General features: G+C 72.6%; 6 protein-coding genes. 1 reads left to right on the plus strand and 5 read right to left on the minus strand.

The window, feature by feature from the left end; all coding sequences use genetic code 11:
- Positions 1–45: 45 nt before the first annotated feature.
- Positions 46–9,981, plus strand: a complete 9,936-nt coding sequence (locus BMW99_RS41600; protein WP_218159326.1) for a hypothetical protein — start codon at positions 46–48, stop codon at positions 9,979–9,981.
- A gap of 104 nt (positions 9,982–10,085) precedes the next feature.
- Here BMW99_RS41600 and BMW99_RS33760 read toward each other — a convergent pair whose 3' ends face one another.
- The 5 genes from BMW99_RS33760 to BMW99_RS33780 form a co-directional block, all read right to left on the minus strand.
- Positions 10,086–11,030 (minus strand): carbohydrate ABC transporter permease, encoded by a 945-nt coding sequence (locus BMW99_RS33760; RefSeq protein ID WP_079176277.1) that lies wholly within the window; start codon positions 11,028–11,030, stop codon positions 10,086–10,088.
- Complete coding sequence (locus BMW99_RS33765; RefSeq protein ID WP_069465976.1) at positions 11,027–12,385, minus strand: ABC transporter permease subunit; 1,359 nt, start codon at positions 12,383–12,385, stop codon at positions 11,027–11,029. Before BMW99_RS33765 ends, BMW99_RS33760 begins: the two co-directional genes overlap by 4 nt.
- A 10-nt stretch (positions 12,386–12,395) precedes the next feature.
- On the minus strand, positions 12,396–13,727 hold the full coding sequence (locus BMW99_RS33770) for an ABC transporter substrate-binding protein (protein ID WP_069465977.1): 1,332 nt from the start codon (positions 13,725–13,727) through the stop codon (positions 12,396–12,398).
- 221 nt (positions 13,728–13,948) lie between these two features.
- Positions 13,949–15,541, minus strand: coding sequence for a glycoside hydrolase family 13 protein (locus BMW99_RS33775; RefSeq protein ID WP_069465824.1), 1,593 nt, complete (start codon positions 15,539–15,541; stop codon positions 13,949–13,951).
- Between the two features lie 486 nt (positions 15,542–16,027).
- Positions 16,028–17,245 carry an ABC transporter substrate-binding protein gene (locus tag BMW99_RS33780; protein ID WP_107451674.1) on the minus strand — a complete coding sequence of 406 codons (1,218 nt, stop codon included), beginning with the start codon at positions 17,243–17,245 and terminating at the stop codon, positions 16,028–16,030.
- Positions 17,246–17,381 lie beyond the last annotated feature (136 nt).

Below are 17,381 nucleotides of genomic sequence, written 5' to 3' on the forward strand. Positions count from 1 at the left end.
CAACTCGCCGTCGGCGGCGCCACCGGCATCGCCACCACCTTCACCATGGACGCCATCAACGGCAACCTCGGCGACGCCCTCACCAACGGCCTCGCCGCGACCTCCGGCGCCATCGGCGGCCTCTACGGCGGAAGACGAGGCGGCGGCCCCCACGACGAACCCCACCTCACCGACACCGACTTCAAACTCCCCGACCTCCCAGACCTCAACACCCCCGGACCCGACAACGCAGACGGCATCTTCACCACCCCCCTCCCCCTCGACCCCACGCAAACCGGCAACGGCACATGGGCCCGCACCCAATGGCAACAACAGAACCCGCCACCCGCCCACGGGGAGCATCCGGAGGAGTCGCCGAGTGCGGCGGTGCAGCGGGCGTGGGCGCAGGAGCGCACGGATCTGCCGCCGGGGGTGCGGGCGTCGGCGATGGCCGCGGTGGCCGCGAACGAGCGCTCCTTCGGCACGGGGGAGGCTGACAACGCTGTCATCGATCCGGTCGAGGTGCGGCGGCAGCTGGACCGTCAGGCAGACATCGAGCAGGTGGTGTCGTCGGCGGGGGAGCGGTTCGACAGTGTCTTCACGGCGTGGGCCGCGTCGGCTGGAGCGCCAGTCTCGTCGGGTGGGAAGGGCGCGGGGCCGGAGTCCGATCCGCGTGCGCATGTGCTGACGGTGCCGGGTGCGGCGCAGCGGGTGCATGAGTCTGCGTGGCGGGCGGTGGAGCGGGATGTGCGGGCGTCGGCGGTGGCGGGGCGTGCTTTCTCGCAGGGCGAGCTGCAGGTGCACCGTCTGCTGGACCGTGCTGCGGCGGACGATGTGCGGAAGGTGGCGGCGGTCCGCGCGTTCGACCAAGCGGTGCTGCGGGGTGTGCAGGGCGGGCATGTGCTGGGTGCCGACGGGGTGCTGTCACAGGTGGGCGAGCAGCACCTGCGTCGGGAGTTCGTGTCGCAGGTGTTCGCGGACCATCGGGAGGTGTTCGGTGATCCGACGACGAACGGGCGTGTGCCCTTGGAGTTGTCGGGCCCGGGGGCGTCGGGCGGGGACACGGGAACCGTTGCTGGCGGCGTCACTGGTGCTTCCGGTGGGGTGGGTCCTGTGGTGGGGCGGTCGTCTGCGGAGTCGGTGCGGAGGGCGGCCACGCCTTCCGAGCAGCCGCACACCGTGAACACGGCGAGCACGGCCAGCACAGTCAACACCGCGGGTACGGAGGCCCGTTCGGCGCCTGGTGCGCGCACGACGGGGGCCGACACACCCGTTCCGACGGCAGCGGCGAGCGAGCGCACGGCGACCGGCGGGCGCGAGGCGAACCCCCCGGCAGTGGGCGTTCGCTCGAGCGTCGATACTCCGGCAGGGCAGCGTGCGGCCACGGAGGGCGTGGGCGGTTCGGATGTCAGCCGGTCGGTGCAGCAGTCCCGTTCCGAGGCGGACGCGCCAACCCCCCTGCCCCGTAGTGTCGGTGGGCTCGACGCGGGGCGTGGCGGTGACGTCAAAAGCCCCGCAGCGGAGGCCGTCGCGTCGCCCGAGCGGGTGTGGCAGGACCGGGTCGCTTCCCGCTTGGACGCGCTGCCGGGCAGGGTGGAGGTGGAGTTGGCCAAGGAGGCTGCAGCGCGCAACGCCATGGACACCGTGCACGAAGCCGCGAAGGGGTCCTGGCGCCAGGCGCTGCCCGACCTGGGCAACCGTTTCACCGAGGCGTTCGGCCTGGACCGCCACGGGGCCGACAGCCGTACCGAGCAGGCAGCCGCGCTCGCGCTCGCCCGCGACGCCCACGCCCGTATCGACACCTGGGCCGCCGCACCGCACGGCCCGAAGGACCCCGGCGGCACCCCGCTGCCCGGCGCCCGCCATGTCGCCGAGGAGGCCACTGCCCCGGCCGCGGCGCGTCACCAGACGGCGTTGGCCGTCGCGCGCGCGACTGCTCTGGACGACGCGGCTCATGAGGCCCGCACGCAGGCCCGCCGGCAGCCCGGCAGCACTCCCGACAGCGTCGAGCGTGCCGTCGAGGAGCACACCGACCACGTGGGCCCCTTGTTCGACCGCCTCTTCCGCGGTGCCGGACCCGGTTCGCTCGACCGCGCCACCGCCACCTGGACGACCGAGCGCGGCGGTCTGACCGCGCGCCTGCACCAGGATGTGGGGGTCGGCGCACCGCACGTCCCCACTGCGACGACCGAGACGCCCGAGACGGTTGGGCACGCCCCCCTTGTTGGGCGCGAGGTGACAGACGAGGTCGTACGGTCGGTGCGGCACGAGGTCAACAGGGCGCTGCGCACGCTGAAATGGCCAGGCTCCGCCACCGAGGCGACCGTCCGCGAGCGCCTGGCCGATCTGCCCTTGCACATTGCGCGTCAGCCGGAGCGGGCCATCGGCGAGTGGATCGCGGGCACCCTCGCCCACCACGGCGACCCGCTGGGCCTGAGCGGCGGCGCCCCCCGCCCCGACAGCTTCTCGCACGAAGAGGGGTCCGAGGCCGGCCCTTCCACCGTGACCGCCCACCTCGACGAGCCGTCCACATCCCCCCTCGTCCCCGAGCCGCCCGCCGTGCAAGGGAACGACGTGCCGACCGAACTCCCGTCCCCACAGCTGGCGCACTCCTCCTCCATGCCCGAACTCCGCGGCGCCGATGGGCTCCGGCACGACACGGAACCCTCGACACTGCCGACGCCCCCTACGCGTCCGGCGCCCGTCCCGGACCGGGCCGCCGCCCACGGGCCGAACCTCTCGCCTGAGCCGCAGCCACGCTCCGAGGGCGAGGGCACCGTGCAGGACCTTCAGGCCGTACGGGTGGCGAGGATGCTCGTCGCGCGGCCCACCGGGATGGACGAGGACCTGTACGAGGCCGCCATACGGCAGGTCGCCGAGGTGGTGCGCGATCCCGACATCGGGATCCGGATGTGGGACAACGGCGTGCGGGTCGAGGTCGGCCGCGCGGTCACGGCGGCCGACCGCGGCGGCAGGACGGTCCGGCTGGACGAGGCCGACCTCGACGGCAGCGCGGTCGGCCGGGACGCCGTACTACGGGAGGTGGCGATGGCCGTGCACGCGCACGGGCTGACGGACGGCGAGCGGGCCGCGGTCGCCACCGCCCACGTGCGGGCCCAACTCGCTGACCAGTACGGCCTGGAGGCACCAACCACCGACGAATACTTCGGAGACCTCACCGTCCGCCACCTCGACGGCTCGCCCCTGCTCCCGCCCCCCGAACTCACCGATCTGCTCAACCGGTTGTACGACGACCGCTCCGACACTCCATTCGAACGGGAGGAGTTGACGACCTCGCCTCCGCCCCTTCCGGACACACGCACCCACCGCGAGCGCTACCCGGAGATCTTCCGCAGCGACGACGACATCCTCTTCCGCGCCGCCGCGGACCAGCGTGCCGACCGCGACCGCTTGGCCGACCTGTTCGGCTCCGAAGAGGACTTCCTCGCCCCTCGCCCCCCTGACCGCTCCCGTCTGACTGCCGGACTTCCGCCAGAGCCGGCACCCGTACAAGGCCACGCCCCCTCGTCCGGCCGCCCCGCTCCTGTGCGGCGGCCCGTCGAGGACGTGGTGGACGTGGTGGAGGACACCGGCGAAGGGGCCCCGCCTGTCCGGGAGCCGGTCAGGGACACGGTTCGGGATGTAGTTCAGGACATCGGCCGGGATACGGAGAGGGACACCGCGAGCGACGCGGTCCACCACACCGCCCGGGGCGCAGCCAAGGTTCCGGCGGCCGAAGAGCAGGTGACCGAGGAGCAGAGGCTCAAGGAGAAGGAGCCCGAGGCCGAAGTCGGCAAGGCGCCCAAGGAGAAGGACACCGAGGCGTCGGTCACCCGCAAGGCCCTGGCGACCCCGAAGGAGCCCGAGGGCGCCACCAAGGAGAAGGCCCCCGAACCGCCCAAGAAGGCACCCTCCGTGCACGAGGAGCCCCCCTCGCACGAGCGCCCGAGGATGCGCGCGGGCAAGGAGCCCACGCGCGGCGAGCGGGACTTGGAGCGCCGTGATGAACGGCCGCGCCGCGAGCCGAGCCCGGTCGGCCGGGGCCGGGACAACCCGGCGTGGGCCGAGCAGTGGCGGCGCCCCATCGGCGTGCCCCGGGCCGGGCTGCCGCACATCCCGGCTGTGGTGGAGCGGCTGCGGGACTGGGCCCAGGAGCTGGGCTACATCGTGCCCGAGGGGATGTGGAACCGCCTGCCGCAGCGGCTGCTGTCGAACTACCCCTTCATGGTCGTGGGCCGCGGGGACCGCCCGGAGGGCCTGCTGGTGTCGCTCGGCCCGGTCGAGGCGTTGATCGGCCTCGACCCCAGCGACCCCCGGCCGTACGAGGGCTCAGGCCCAGTGAACGGCCGTCGGCTGCCGACCATCGCCGAGGAGGACGAGGGCGAGGACGGCGGGCCGGCCACCAGGGGCGACGGCACCCTGGTGAGAAAGGCGAAGGCGGACACCCGCAAGCCCTACCACGCGACCGCCACCGTCAACTCCTCCTTCGCCACCGGCGGCCACACCCAGACCGAGTCCGGCGGCACCTCGGGCACCCGCGTCGGCGTCTCCACGGGCTACGGCATCGGCCTGCCCGGCGTGGCCCACCTGCTCAACCTCGGCGTGGGCGTTTCCGGCACCGCGAACGCCTCCAGCCGCTCGCGCACCCACCTCGCGGACTCCGAGCGCGGCCACGTGGAGGACAATCGCGACGGGCGCGGCCCGCAGCTGCTCTCCTACCGAGCGAACTGGCAGCTGCGGCTGCGCCCGGTGGACCGGGGCGCCGCGTGGCCAGCCGCTCGCCGGGTGCACGAGCCCGACAGCGAGTCGCTGCTGCTGTGGGTGGCCCGGCCGTACCTGGACCGGCCCGGAGAGCAGATCGTGGCGACTGGCCCGGACGTGCGGACCGACCGTATCCCCGGCACGTACTTCGCCTCGGGCCTGACCGGGCTGCCTGCGCTCTTCGACGGCATCGGCCGGGTGATGGCCGAGGGCGGGCTGCCGCTGTCGGCCGACCCGCGCACCCGCAGCGAGCTGGTGCATCGGCTGTGGAACCTGCAGACCTTCCTGGACGAGGCGGTCAACTCCCCGCAGGGCTACACTTTCCGGCTGCATGACCGCTACGGGCGCACCGTGGCGACGATCCGCGTGCACAGCCAGCGGCTGCTGCCCGGCGAGGAGCAGGTGGTCGGCGTCAGCAGCAGCACCGCGCACCTGGAGAACGTCCGCACCTCCATCGACGGCATCGGCGGCGGCCACACCCTCGCGCAGAGCTCCACCCTGACACCGCTCACCGCCGAACTCGACATGCTGCCCAGCCCCGTCAGCCACCCCGACGCCGGGCTCGGGGTGAACCTCAACCTGTCGACCACCTGGAGCAGCTCGGAGGCGGTGGGCTCGATGCGCACCGGCCTGTGGGTGATGGTGCCCCGCTTCAGCGGCCCGACCTCCGCCTACGTGGGCAGCTTCCGGCACTACGCCGAGGTGACCCTGCGCAGCGATGGCGCGGACCAGGTGCACTTCACCGACCCGGTGCCGGGAGACGCGCTGATCCGCGTGCCGCGCCACCTGGCGTTCCAGCACGGCTTCCCCGTGGACCGCGACGCGCTGCACGACGACTCCGCCGTCGTCGGTGACACCGTGGCCTACGACGCGGACGCGATCAAGGACGCGCCCTCGGCCGAGCAGCGCCAGGCTCGCCCGCTGCCCGCCCACCTGACCGACCCCGCCCGCTACACCGGTATCGGCATGGGCCTGGTGGAGGTGCACGAGGAGACCGCCGACCGGCTGTACAACGCCATCTCCGGGGTGCTCGACCAGCACGGCTTCCTGCTGCCGCGCCAGGACAACCCGGTCGGCGGCCGCTCCTGGTGGCAGCTCGGCTCCGGTCTGGACAGCCGGGTCGACAACGAGGACATCCTGCGCAAGTTCCTGGTCGACGGCCTGCCGTCGCACCACGACCGGATGCACCAGGCCGACGGGATGGTCCTGGAGCTGCACCGCCGGCGCGGCTTCGCCGGGGTGGAGTTCGACGTGGACACCGCCCGCATCACCATCACCGCCACCCGCACCAAGCCCGTGGAGTTCCTGGACTCCGCCTCCGACCACCACCTGGTCAACCTCGCCATGGGCATGGACAGCGCCTCGGCGACCGCCGCCGGCGGGCACAGCGTCTCCGCGGCGCTGCGGGTCAAGGGCTCCTTGCGGCAGCTGCTGGGCGGCGCCGAGGGCTTCGGCGTCAACTTCGGCCGCTCCGCCTCCGACTCGGTCTTCTACCTCAACAACCGCCCCGAACTGCTGGAGTACGGCGAAGGCGACTTCCTGCGGGTGCGCATCACCAGCACCTACACCGCCACGATCACCTTCCGGCACAGCGGCTGGGCCGGAAGCGTCAACCCCGGGCGTAGGGACCCCGTACCGGTGTACGTGACCGACCAGCCGGCGATCGCGCGGGTGCTCCCGCTCGGCGACGGCAGGGAGGGCTACGCGGTCGGCCCCAAGGACCACACGCCCGCCCGCGTGCTGGACCAGGCGGTCATCTACCACCTGGACACCAGCGGCTTCCGCCGGGTGCTGTCGGACTCGATGGGTGCCGACCTCGACGGGCCGTCCGGCCCGGCCGCCCGTTTCGCCGACTCCATGACGGCATCCTTGCGCGCACACCTGAAGGAGGCCGCCTTCGGCGCGCTGACCACCGACCTGATCTTCGACAACGGCCTGTTCCGCGACACCCACGTCGCGGTGGACGTGAAGGCCTCCCTCGACCGCTCGGACTTCATCGGCGCCACCAACAAGGCGTTCGTGCACGGCATCATCAAGCTGTGGCTGGCGCAGTCCACCATCAGCACCTCGACCTCGCGCGGGGTGACCTGGATCCAGGCCGACATCACCGCTGGCGGGCCCAACGCGGCCGGCACCGTGAACACCTCGGGCGGCGCCGACGCAAGCCGGCACTTCCAGTTCAACTCCTCGCAGAGCCACGGCGTCGCCGGCGCCAAGGAGCTGATCGCGCTCAGTTTCTCGCACGTCTACCTCTACCGCTCGCACGCCGCCTTCGACATCAACACCATGCGCGAGGCCCACGGCAAGCTCGCCCCAGCCTCCTACCGGCCCGACAGCCGCCAGGTGCGCGGCCGCGAGGTGATGTACCTGGTGCCCGAGCCCGAGGCGCTCGGCCACTACGCCGACGGCGACCTGCCGGTCTCTCACGAGCAGCTCACCGATGCCATGGACCGCTGGACCGCCGGCGACCTGAAGCTGCACCCCAACACCGCGGCCGGCGTGCTCGCCCGCTGGCAGCAGACCCCCGCCGGCCGTGCCGCGACCGCCCCGCACGCCGCCGCGCTCCACCAGCGCCACCACGACGGGGCCGACGTCGTCTGGGACGCCAAGGCCCGCGCCGACTTCACCGCCGCCTTCCCGCACCTGCCGCTGGACGCGCGGGCCAACCCGCTGGCGTCCCTGCGGCTGCCGGAGTACCTGACCCGCCAAGACGTCGGCGGCAGCCTGCTCGGCCACAGCAACGTGCTGAGCATCGACCACAAGGACGGCCTGTCCACGGCCGACCTCTTCCACCAGGCCGTGGACGACGCCGCGCCCGGCCTGCTCACCCACAGCCCCCACCTGTGGACCGCGGGAGGCCGGCACATCGGCCGCCTGCAGGGCTCGCTGGACACCGTCGTCGGCCTCTTCGGCCGGGGCCGCGACGACGCCGCCTACGAGGACCTGCTGTCCGCAAACGGCGCCGAGTTCTACCTCACCAACCAGGTCGGCTGGTTCCTCGCCGACGTCGTCAAGGTGACGATCCGGGCCCGGCTGCTGCCCGGCGCCACCGTCGTCGGCCGGCGCGCCGACGCCGGCCTGGAGAACTACAGTCACCACTACACCAACACGTCGGTGGGCGCCTCGCGCGACGACACCCAGTCCGCCACCGCCGGCAAGATTGGCGCCGCGCGCCCCGACGGCGGCGGCGGGACCGCCCTCGCCGCCGCCAGCGGCGTCCACCGCGGCACCACCCACAGCGAGGCCGGCGTCCAGGAGCAGACCGTCTACAGCTGGAACGGGCTCGCCGAACTGCACGTCCCGCACTACTTCACCGTCACCGCGGTCCGCGTCGACATGGCCCACCGCCCGCTCAACGAACTGGCCATCGGCGCCTTCCGGGCCGCACGCGGCTTGGGCGAGCCCGGCATCGCCGGGGCCCGCGGCATCACCCGGCTGCAGATCCCCGGCGCCCTCGTCGACGCCACCCACCACCCCCAGCCGGACCCGCTGGCCGCCCTCGCCGACCTGCCGCCGGCCACCGCCGGCTCCTCCCACCACCCCGCCCCGAGCTTCGACCGCGACCTGCGACGGCTGCCCAAGCTGCCCGGCGACGCCTACGTCGCCGGCGTGGTCGTGGACGACGCCCTTCCCGCCGCCCGCCGCATGCTGCAGCAGGCGTTCGGCAACGCCGCCGACGCCGAGCGCTACCGCGGCAGCCCCTCCCTGCCGGTGCTGCTCTCGCGCACCCACCTGGCCAACGTGCTCGGCCGGATGGGCCCGCAGGACCGGGCGCTGCTCGCCGAGCACCTCTTCGTCCCCGGCCGCTCCTCCTACGGCCTGCGGCTGCACCTGCAGAGCAGCGCCTACGACCTCCAAGTGCTCTCCGACATCGACGGCACCGGCACCGGCCGCTACAACAAGCACCAGAGCGGCACCAACGTCTCGGCGAGCACCGACCACTGGCGGCCCACCCTGTCCGCGAACGGCAACGCCGGCAGCCCCTTCGCACGGCACCCCGCCGACTCCGGCTCGGGCTCCAGCAGCGCCAACCACCTCACCTCTCTGAACCACGCCGCCGCCGGCACCAACAACTACCGACGCGAGCAGCACGTCAAGCAGCAGGGCGACACCCAGCTGGTCCGCATCCGGGTCCAACTGCGCCTGCACGCCCAAGGCTTACACCGGCACATCTTCGCCAAGCCCAGGCCGGACGGGGAGTTCACCAGCGAGCCGGTCAACGGCGAGATGTACGTGGAGATGTCGCGCGACGAGGTCGCCCAGGTCCGCGCCCAGCTCACCGAGATCCGCCGCAGCACCGCCGGGCAGTACGCGCACTGGCACAGTGCGGCGACCGCCCGCCCGATCGACCTCGCCCCGCTGCTGCTGGGCGCCGCGAACGCACCCGGCGCCGACGCTGGCCGGGCCGACCTGGCTGTCAGCCGCCTGGTGCGCGAGGACGCCGGCGCGTCGGCCCCGGACGCGCCGCGCGGCCTCGCGCTCACCGTGGACGGCGATCACCTCGCGCTCGAAGGGCACCGCGCGATCCTGTCGTGGGCGGTCAACACCCTCTCCGACGACCACGCCGCCATCCGCACCGCCGACGCGTCCGCGCCGCCCCCCGAGGAGATCAGCTCCTTCACCACGCAGCTGCACGCGCTGCCCGCCGCCGCCTCCGACCCGGCCCGGGCCGCCGCCTGGCGCAGGGCCACCCGCGACATCGTGGCCACCGTGCAGAAGTACCACGTCCAGCGGCCCGATAACCCCCTGCGCGACGGAGCCCCTCTGCCGCCCCGGGCGACCTTCGCCGCCGTGGACCCCCGCGCCCTGGCCCGCGACATCGCCCACCACCTGGACGCCTACGTCCGCTACGTGCCCCACGGCAACCCGGACGAGCCCCAGTGGATCGCCCCGGACGGGGAGATCCACACCGTGCGGCCCGCCCCGCCGGCGATGCCGCCCACCATGGCGTACGCCTTCACCCCGGCGCCGCTGCGGATGGGGCCGCTGCGCTCGGCCGCCACGGCCGCCCGCGAGACCCGCCTGGCGCTGGGCGGCGCCCCGCCGGTCGCCTCCGACCTCGTCACCGGCAAGCCGTCCGACTGGTACGCCGGGAAGCTCGCGCACACCCCACGGGCCGGCCAGGAGGTCAACCGGCCCTCCGGCAGTGGCGCCGTCCGCAAGGAGACCCCGGCCGTGGCACCCGTCCCGAACCCGGTCCAGGCACCCGCGCCCATGCAGGAGCCCGCGCCCGCCGAGTGACCGCTGCGGGCGGGCCGCCCCCGGACCCGAAATGGACCCGGCCCGTACCGCAGGTGCAGCTTGCGGTACGGGCCGGGCCTCAAGGGAGGCACACGTTCTTCGATTCACTTCACCGAGCCGGCCATCACCCCCTCCACGAAGTGCCGCTGGAAGGCGAAGAAGACGATCAGCGGCACAATCAGGGACAGGAAGGCACCCGGCGCGAGCACGTCGATGTTCGCGCCGAACTGCCGCATCTGGGACTGCAGCGCGACCGTCAGCGGCTGCGAGTGGCTGTCGGCGAAGATCAGCGAGACCAGCAGGTCGTTCCACACCCACAGGAACTGGAAGATGGTCAGGCTGGCCAGCGCTGGGCGGCCGACGGGCAGGATCAGCCGGGTGAAGATCGTCCACTCGCTGCCGCCGTCCATCCGGGCGGCCTCCAGCATTTCCCGGGGGATCTCCGCGAAGTAGTTGCGGAGCAGGAAGATCGCGAACGGCAGTCCGTAGGCGACGTGGAAGAGGATCACGCCGTAGATCGAGCCGAAGATGCCGATCGCGCCGAAGAACCGCGCCACCGGCAGCAGGCCGATCTGCACCGGCACCACCAGCATCCCGACGACGATCAGGAACACCGCGTCGCGGCCGGGGAACTCCAGCCAGGCGAAGGCGTATCCGGCCAGCGCCGCGATCACCACCACGGCGGCGGTGGCCGGCACCGAGATCAGAACCGTGTTCCAGAACGCGTGCGTGATGTCGCCGTTGTCCAGCAGGTGCGAGTAGTTGGAGAAGGTGAGCGTGGAGGGGTGGGTGAAGGCCGTCCACCATCCGGAGGAGTCCTCCTGGGCGCCCGGCCGCAGCGAGGAGACCAGCAGACCCACGGTGGGGGTCAGCCAGACCAGGCCGACCACCACCAGCACGGCCTGCACGGCGCCGCTGCGCAGGATGCCGCCGGCCCTGCGGGCCAGCCGGGAGCCGGCCGGTGGGTGGGAGGCTGCCGGGCCGGGACGGGCGGGGGCGTGGGTGGGTGGTGTGGCGGGTGCCGGGCCCGCGCTGCTCGCGAGAGTCATGAGCCGCTCCTGCGGAAGCGTCGGATGTTGAGGACCATCGCCGGCACCACCAGCAGCAGCAGGACCACGCCGATCGCGCTACCCAGCCCCTGGTTGTTGCCGCCGCCGAAGGAGACCAGCCACATCTGCAGCGCCAGCACATTGGCGTTCTGCTGTACCGGGCCCGGCGCGATGATGTAGACGAGGTCGAAGACCTTCATCACGTTGATGACGAGCGTCACGAACACCACGCTCAGCACCGGCGCCAGCAGCGGCACCGTGATCCGGCGAAAGGTCTGCCACTCGGTGGCGCCGTCCATCCGGGCCGCCTCCAGCACCTCCCGCGGCAGTGCGGCCAGGCCCGCGCCGATCAGCACCAGCGCGAAGCCGGTCCACACCCACAAGTAAGCGGCCATGATCGCCGGTGTCACCAGGCCCGGGCCGAGCCAGGAGATGCCGCTGTAGGCGGTGGCGAAGTTCGACTTCGGCAGGATTACCTTGTAGGAGCCGTCGGGCACTTTCGCGAAGCGGAAGGTGCCGTCGGGACCGCTGGTGGCCTTCGCGACGGTGTGCCCGTCCTTCTGCAACTGGACGTGCACGCTCGGCAGTCCGCGCTCGCCGCTGTCCACCTGCCCGGGTCGTCCTCCGCCGCCGGGCCGGAAGTCCAGGAAGACGGTTCCGGTCACGCTGCCGGGCCGCGCGGCCGCGGGCGCGGCCTGCACCGAGTCCTTGGGCAGCTTGGCCGGCAGGATGCCGACCATGCCCAGGCTTACAGTGCTGCCGGGCGAGGCGGCCGCCGAGGTGGTGTACCCGCCGTGCCCGTCACCTTCGAGGGCGGCGCCCGCGCCCTGGCGGGCCCGGGCCCCGGGGTAGCTCGCGGAGTCGTGGAAGGCGTCGTGCACTGAGACGGCGACCGCGTTGAGTACCCCGCGGTCGGGGTCCTGGTCGTACACCAGTCGGAAGGTGATGCCGGCGGCCAGGAAGGACACCGCCATCGGCATGAAGATGACCAGCTTGAATGCGGTCTTCCAGCGCACCCGGTCCGTGAGCACCGCCAGCAACAGTCCGATGCCGGTCAGCAGCGCCGGGACGACCAGCACCCACACCATGGTGTTGCGCAGGGCGATCAGCGTCGCGTGGTCGCTGAAGAGCGTCCGGTAGTTGTCGAGGCCGACGAAGTGGTCGCCCTTGGCGTCGAAGAGGCTGCGGATCACCGAGTAGACGATGGGGTAGCCGACGAGGGCGCCGAGCAGCACCAGGGCCGGAAGGGCGAACACCGCGGCGGTGATCTTCGCCCGGCGGGACCGGCGGCGGGCGCGGGTCTCCAGGGGGCCGCCTGCGCGTGCGGGCGGCAGTGCGGTCTGAACAGTGGCCACGGGATCCGCCTCAGCCCTGGTACGCCTTGGCCGCCGCGGACTCCAGCGTCTGCGCGGTCTTGGCCGGGTTCGACGGGTCGCGCAGGAAGTCCTGCAGGATCTTCCACTCGCCGGTGCCTGCCGTGCCGCCGAATGCCGCGGGCGCCTGGTCCGACATGTCGAACCGCACCCCGTTGCCCGCGTCCACGATCGACTTGGCGGTCTCGCGCAGCGTCGGGTCGGTGTAGTCGGTCAGAGGCACCGCCTTGTTGGGCGAGATGAAGCCGCCGGCCTTGGCCCAGATCGCCGCCGCCTGCGGGCTCGCCAGGTACTTCACCAGCGCCATCCCCGCGGCCTTGTCCTTGCCCTTGTTGAGCACCACGGCCGCGTCGCCGCCGCCGACCACCGGGGGCTGTCCGCCGTCGACCGCAGGGAATGGGAAGAACTTCGCGTCGGTGCCGACCTTCTTGTGCAGCGACTGCACGTTGCCGCTGACGAAGTCGCCCTCGTAGGTCATGCCGGCCTTGGGCGAGTCGCCGAAGACTTGCTCCACCGAGGTCGGGAAGTCCGTGGCCAGCGCGCCCTTGCGGCCGCCGGCGATCAGGTCGTCCTGCTTGAAGAAGTCGCCCAGCGTGGTCAGCGCCTTGACCACGGTCGGGTCGGTCCACTTGATCTGGTGCTGCGCCAGTTTGTCGTAGTTGCCCGGCCCGGCCTGGGAGAGATAGATGTTCTCGAACCAGTCGGTCAGCGGCCAGCCGTCCTGCCCGCCGACGGAGAAGGCCGCGAGGCCTGAGTCGGAGATCGTCTTGGCGTCGGTCATCATCTGCGCGTACGTCGTGGGCGGTGTGACGCCGGCGTTGGCGAACGCGGTGGGGCTGTACCAGACGGTCGACTTGTCGGACGCCTTGAAGTAGAGCGCGTACAACTGGCCCTTGACGGTGCCGTAGTTCTTCCACACCGGCGCGTAGTTCTGGGTGACCTCCGCGTCCACCGCGGAGGACAGCGGCTGCAGCCAGCCGCTGCTGGCGAACTGCTGCACCACGCCGACCTGCGGCACCATCACCACGTCGGGCGCGTCGCCGCCGGCGATCTTGGTGCCGATGACGGTGGAGACGTTGTCGCCGGTGGAGACGAAGTCGGTCTTGGCCCCGGTCGCGTCGGTGAAGCCCTGCAGCACCTTCTTGAAACTGGCCTGCTCCTCGCCGGTCCACACACCGGCCACCGTCACGGTGTGGCCCTTCAGGCTCTGCCCGCCCTTGGCGGCCGACGAGCCGCTGTCGGAGGAACCGCCGCCGCAGGCGGTCGCGGTCATCGCCAGGCCAGCCACGGCTACGGCGGCGGGAAGGGTGTGTCGCACTCTCATGGTGAACTCCGTTGTCCTTGGTGAGGGCCCGCCGGCGGCGGGCGTTCGGGCCGCGACCCGGGGTGGTACTCAGGTGGGGCCGGGGCTTGGGGCGCGGGCCGCCGGAGGAAGTGCGGCACCTGACGGGGGGGGAAGGCGCCGCGACAGGACGGCGGCCCGCGCGTCTTGGGGGACCGGCAGACGCGGTCCGTTCTTCTCGGGGTGGGCTGCGCGGGGAGCGGTCAGTCGGCGTCGCTCGGCAGCACCCACCAGGCGGCGGTGTTGGCCGGCAACTGCCCTTCCGTACAGGGCCCGCTGGCCAGCAGCGGCGCGCCCGAGGTCGGCGCGGGCACCGGCTCGGTGCCGAAGTTCACCGCGCAGACGAGGCTCTCGCCGCGGACGAAGGCCAGCACGTCCGGCTCGCTGTCCAGCCAGCGCAGGGACTCGCGGGACATCTGCGGCAGCCGGGTGCGCAGCGCGAGCGCGTCGCGGTAGAGGTGCCAGGAGGAGCTGGTGTCCAGCTGGGCCCGGTCGGTGGTGTACCCGGCGAACCACTCAGGCTGCGGCAGCCACGGCCGGGCCGCGCCGCCGGAGGCGGTGAAGCCGAACGGCGAGGCGTGCCCTGACCACGGCAGCGGCACCCGGCAGCCGTCGCGCACGTACCGGCGGCTGCCGGTGCGGCGGAAGATCGGGTCGGTGAGCACGTCGTCGGGCAGGTCCAGCACTTCGGGCAGCCCGAGCTCCTCGCCCTGGTAGATGTAGGCCGCGCCGGGCAGCGCCAGCATCAGCAGGGCGGCGGCCCGGGCCCGCGCAGTGCCCACCACCGGCGTCTGATCGCCGTAGCGGGTCACCGTGCGCACCTGGTCGTGGTTGTTGAGCACCCAGGTGACGGTCGAGCCGGTGCCGGCGATGTCGCGCAGCGCATCGCCGATCGCCTCACGGAAGGCATCCGCGCTCCAGGGGGCGCTGAGCAGGTGGAAGAAGAACGCCTGGTGGAGCTCGTCGGGCCGCACATAGCGGGCCTGCTCGGCGGCGGTGGGCACCGACACCTCGCCGACCAGCAGGCGTTCGCGGCCGTCGCGGGCGGTGTACTCCTCGCAGATCGCCCGCCAGCGCCGCCACACCCCGTGTACCTCGGGGCGGTTCCAGGCCAGCGGGTTCACCGAGTCGCGGGCCCGCTCGTCGGCCTCGGGGTCGGGGGAGTCCGGCAGGTCGGGGTGGCGGAAGAGCCCGGCGGCCACGTCGATCCGGAAGCCGTCCACGTCCCGGTCCAGCCAGAACCGCAGGATGCCGTCGAACTCCACCGCCACCCGCGGGTCACGCCAGTTCAGGTCCGGCTGGTCAGGGGTGAACAGGTGCAGGTACCACTGGCCCGGGGTGTCGTCGGGTTCGGTGACCCGGCTCCAGGCCGGCCCGCCGAACATCGCCCGCCAGTTGTTGGGCGGCAGCTCCCCGTGCTCGCCGCGGCCGTCGCGGAAGTGGAACAGCCCGCGGTACGGGCTGCCCGGGCCGCCGGCCAGCGCCGCGCGGAACCACTGGTGGTCGGTGGAGCAGTGGTTGGGGACGATGTCGATGACCACCCGCAGCCCGTGCCGGTGGGCGTCGGCCACCAGCCGGTCGAACTCGGCCATGTCCCCGTAGACCGGGTCCACCATGCGGTAGTCGGCCACGTCGTAGCCGTGGTCGCGCTGCGGGGAGGGGTAGAAGGGGCTCAGCCAGATGCCGTCCACGCCGAGCCGGCGCAGGTACGGCAGACCGGCGCGGACCCCGGCGAGGTCGCCGATGCCGTCGCCGGTGCTGTCCAGGAAGCTGCGGATATAGACCTGGTAGACCACGGCGTTGCGCCACCAGGGGTGGTGTGCGGCCTGGCCGGTGGCGTCCGGTCCGGCGGGAGTCGGCGCGGCGCAGGAGCCGGGCTCCTGGGCGACGGGGGTTGCGTACACCCAACACCGTCCAATGCGGGATCAGTAGAGCAGAACAGACAGGGACACGAGAGACAGGCAGGGCAGGAGGGGCAGAGAAGCGGGAGGTACGGGCAGGGCGGGGCAGCCTGGCCTCCAGTTGCCCGGCTGACTGCTCGTTATACATACACGTTAGCTACAACGGAGCGAGTCGTGTCAACGGTGTTGCGCCCAAGTGACGGCCGAATTGCCGCTTCGTCCTGCATGCTTGGTAGAAAAGGGCACACTCTGACCCTGTGCGGGGCGCAGGCAGCTGCATAACGCGTAAGAAAGAGGGAATCCCGACTGGAGGTGGTGGGCGTGGCGCAGCGCTCGGCCCGCCCCGCCGTCGCGGGGCCCCGCGGGCCCGGCGGGGTGCGGTCAGCCGGTGCGGACGATCGCCGCCAGCTCCCGCTTCAGCCGGGCGAGCGCCTGGTCCACCGTCACCCGGCCGCGCAGCGCGTCCCCGGCCACCGCGGCCACCGCCAGGCTCACTTGGTCGTAGTGCGCGCTCTTGGGCCGCGGCTGCGCGTGCTTGACGCTCTGCTCCAGCACCGGCAGGTAGGGGTAGCGGCGCACCAGTGCCGGGTCGGTGTAGAGCGAGGCCCACACCGGCGGCAGCGAGCCTGCGGTGAGCACCTGGCGCTGCACGCCCTCGCTGGTCAGATACCTCAGCAGGTCGGCAGCCGTGCGCGGGTGCCGGGAGTGCGCATTGACCGCCAGGTCGGAGCCGCCCAGCACGCTGGAGCCGGGCCCGTCCGGGCCGGGCAGCGGCACCACCCCGAACTTCCCCGCCACCGGCGAGCCCTTCGCCGACGCCGAGTCGTACACGTAGGGCCAGTTGCGCAGGAAGAGCAGGTGGCCGTCTTGGAAGTCCCGGCGGGACTCCTCCTCCTTGAAGCCCAGCGCCGCCTGCGGGATCCAGCCCTGCCGCACCCCGTCGACCAAGAACGACAGCGCCTGCCGGGCCGCCGGGGAGTCCACGGTCACGGTGCGGCCCTCGTCGCCGAGTACGGTGCCGCCGACCGACTGGATCGCCTCGGTGACATTGACCGTCAGGCCCTCGTAAGGCAGCAACTGGCCCGCGTAGCCCTGCAGTCCGTACTTCGGCGCGATCGTCTTCGCGTCCTGCTCCAACTCGGCCCAGGTGCGCGGCGGCGCCACCCCGGCCGCGGCCAGGACGTCCTTGCGGTAGTACAGCAGCCCGGCGTTGGTGACGTAGGGCATCGCGTACAGCCGGCCGCGGAAGGTCGCGGTGTCCAGCACCGAGGGCAGCAGGTGGCCCAGCGGCAGGCTGCCGCGGTCCAGCGGCGCGATCCAGCCCGCGGCGGCGAACTCCGAGGTCCAGGCCACGTCGATGTTGAGCACGTCGAAGCGCGAACTGCCCGAGCGCAGGCTGCTGGCCATCTGCGCGTACGTCTCGTCAGCCGCCTCGGGCAGTTGGACCAGCGTCACCTTCTCGCGCGGGTGGCCGGCGTTCCAGCCGTCCAGCACGTGCTGCAGGTAGCCGGTCAGGTCCCGCCCGGTGGCCAGCGTGATGGGGCCGCGGTCTTGGTCGCCGGCACCGCTCGCGCCCTGGGAGCAGGCGCTGAGCAGCATCAGCAGGGCGGCGAGCAGCAGCCGTACGGCCATCCCGCTCCGCCGCCGCATGATGTGCCTCCCTTGCCTTTCGTGCTGACTGGCCCGCACGCCGGCAACACGTCATGTATATCGGTCAGGGAGCATGCGATGCTAG

The organism is Actinacidiphila rubida (assembly GCF_900110255.1).
GTDB classification, from domain to species: Bacteria; Actinomycetota; Actinomycetes; order Streptomycetales; family Streptomycetaceae; genus Actinacidiphila; species Actinacidiphila rubida.

Coding starts and splice junctions, on each gene's coding strand:
- BMW99_RS33780 (WP_107451674.1), bottom strand. CDS start 17,245: ATGCTGCTCAGCGCCTGCTCCCAGGGCGCGAGCGGTGCCGGCGACCAA.
- BMW99_RS33770 (WP_069465977.1), bottom strand. CDS start 13,727: ATGAGAGTGCGACACACCCTTCCCGCCGCCGTAGCCGTGGCTGGCCTG.
- BMW99_RS33760 (WP_079176277.1), bottom strand. CDS start 11,030: ATGACTCTCGCGAGCAGCGCGGGCCCGGCACCCGCCACACCACCCACC.
- BMW99_RS41600 (WP_218159326.1), top strand. CDS start 46: ATGGACGCCATCAACGGCAACCTCGGCGACGCCCTCACCAACGGCCTC.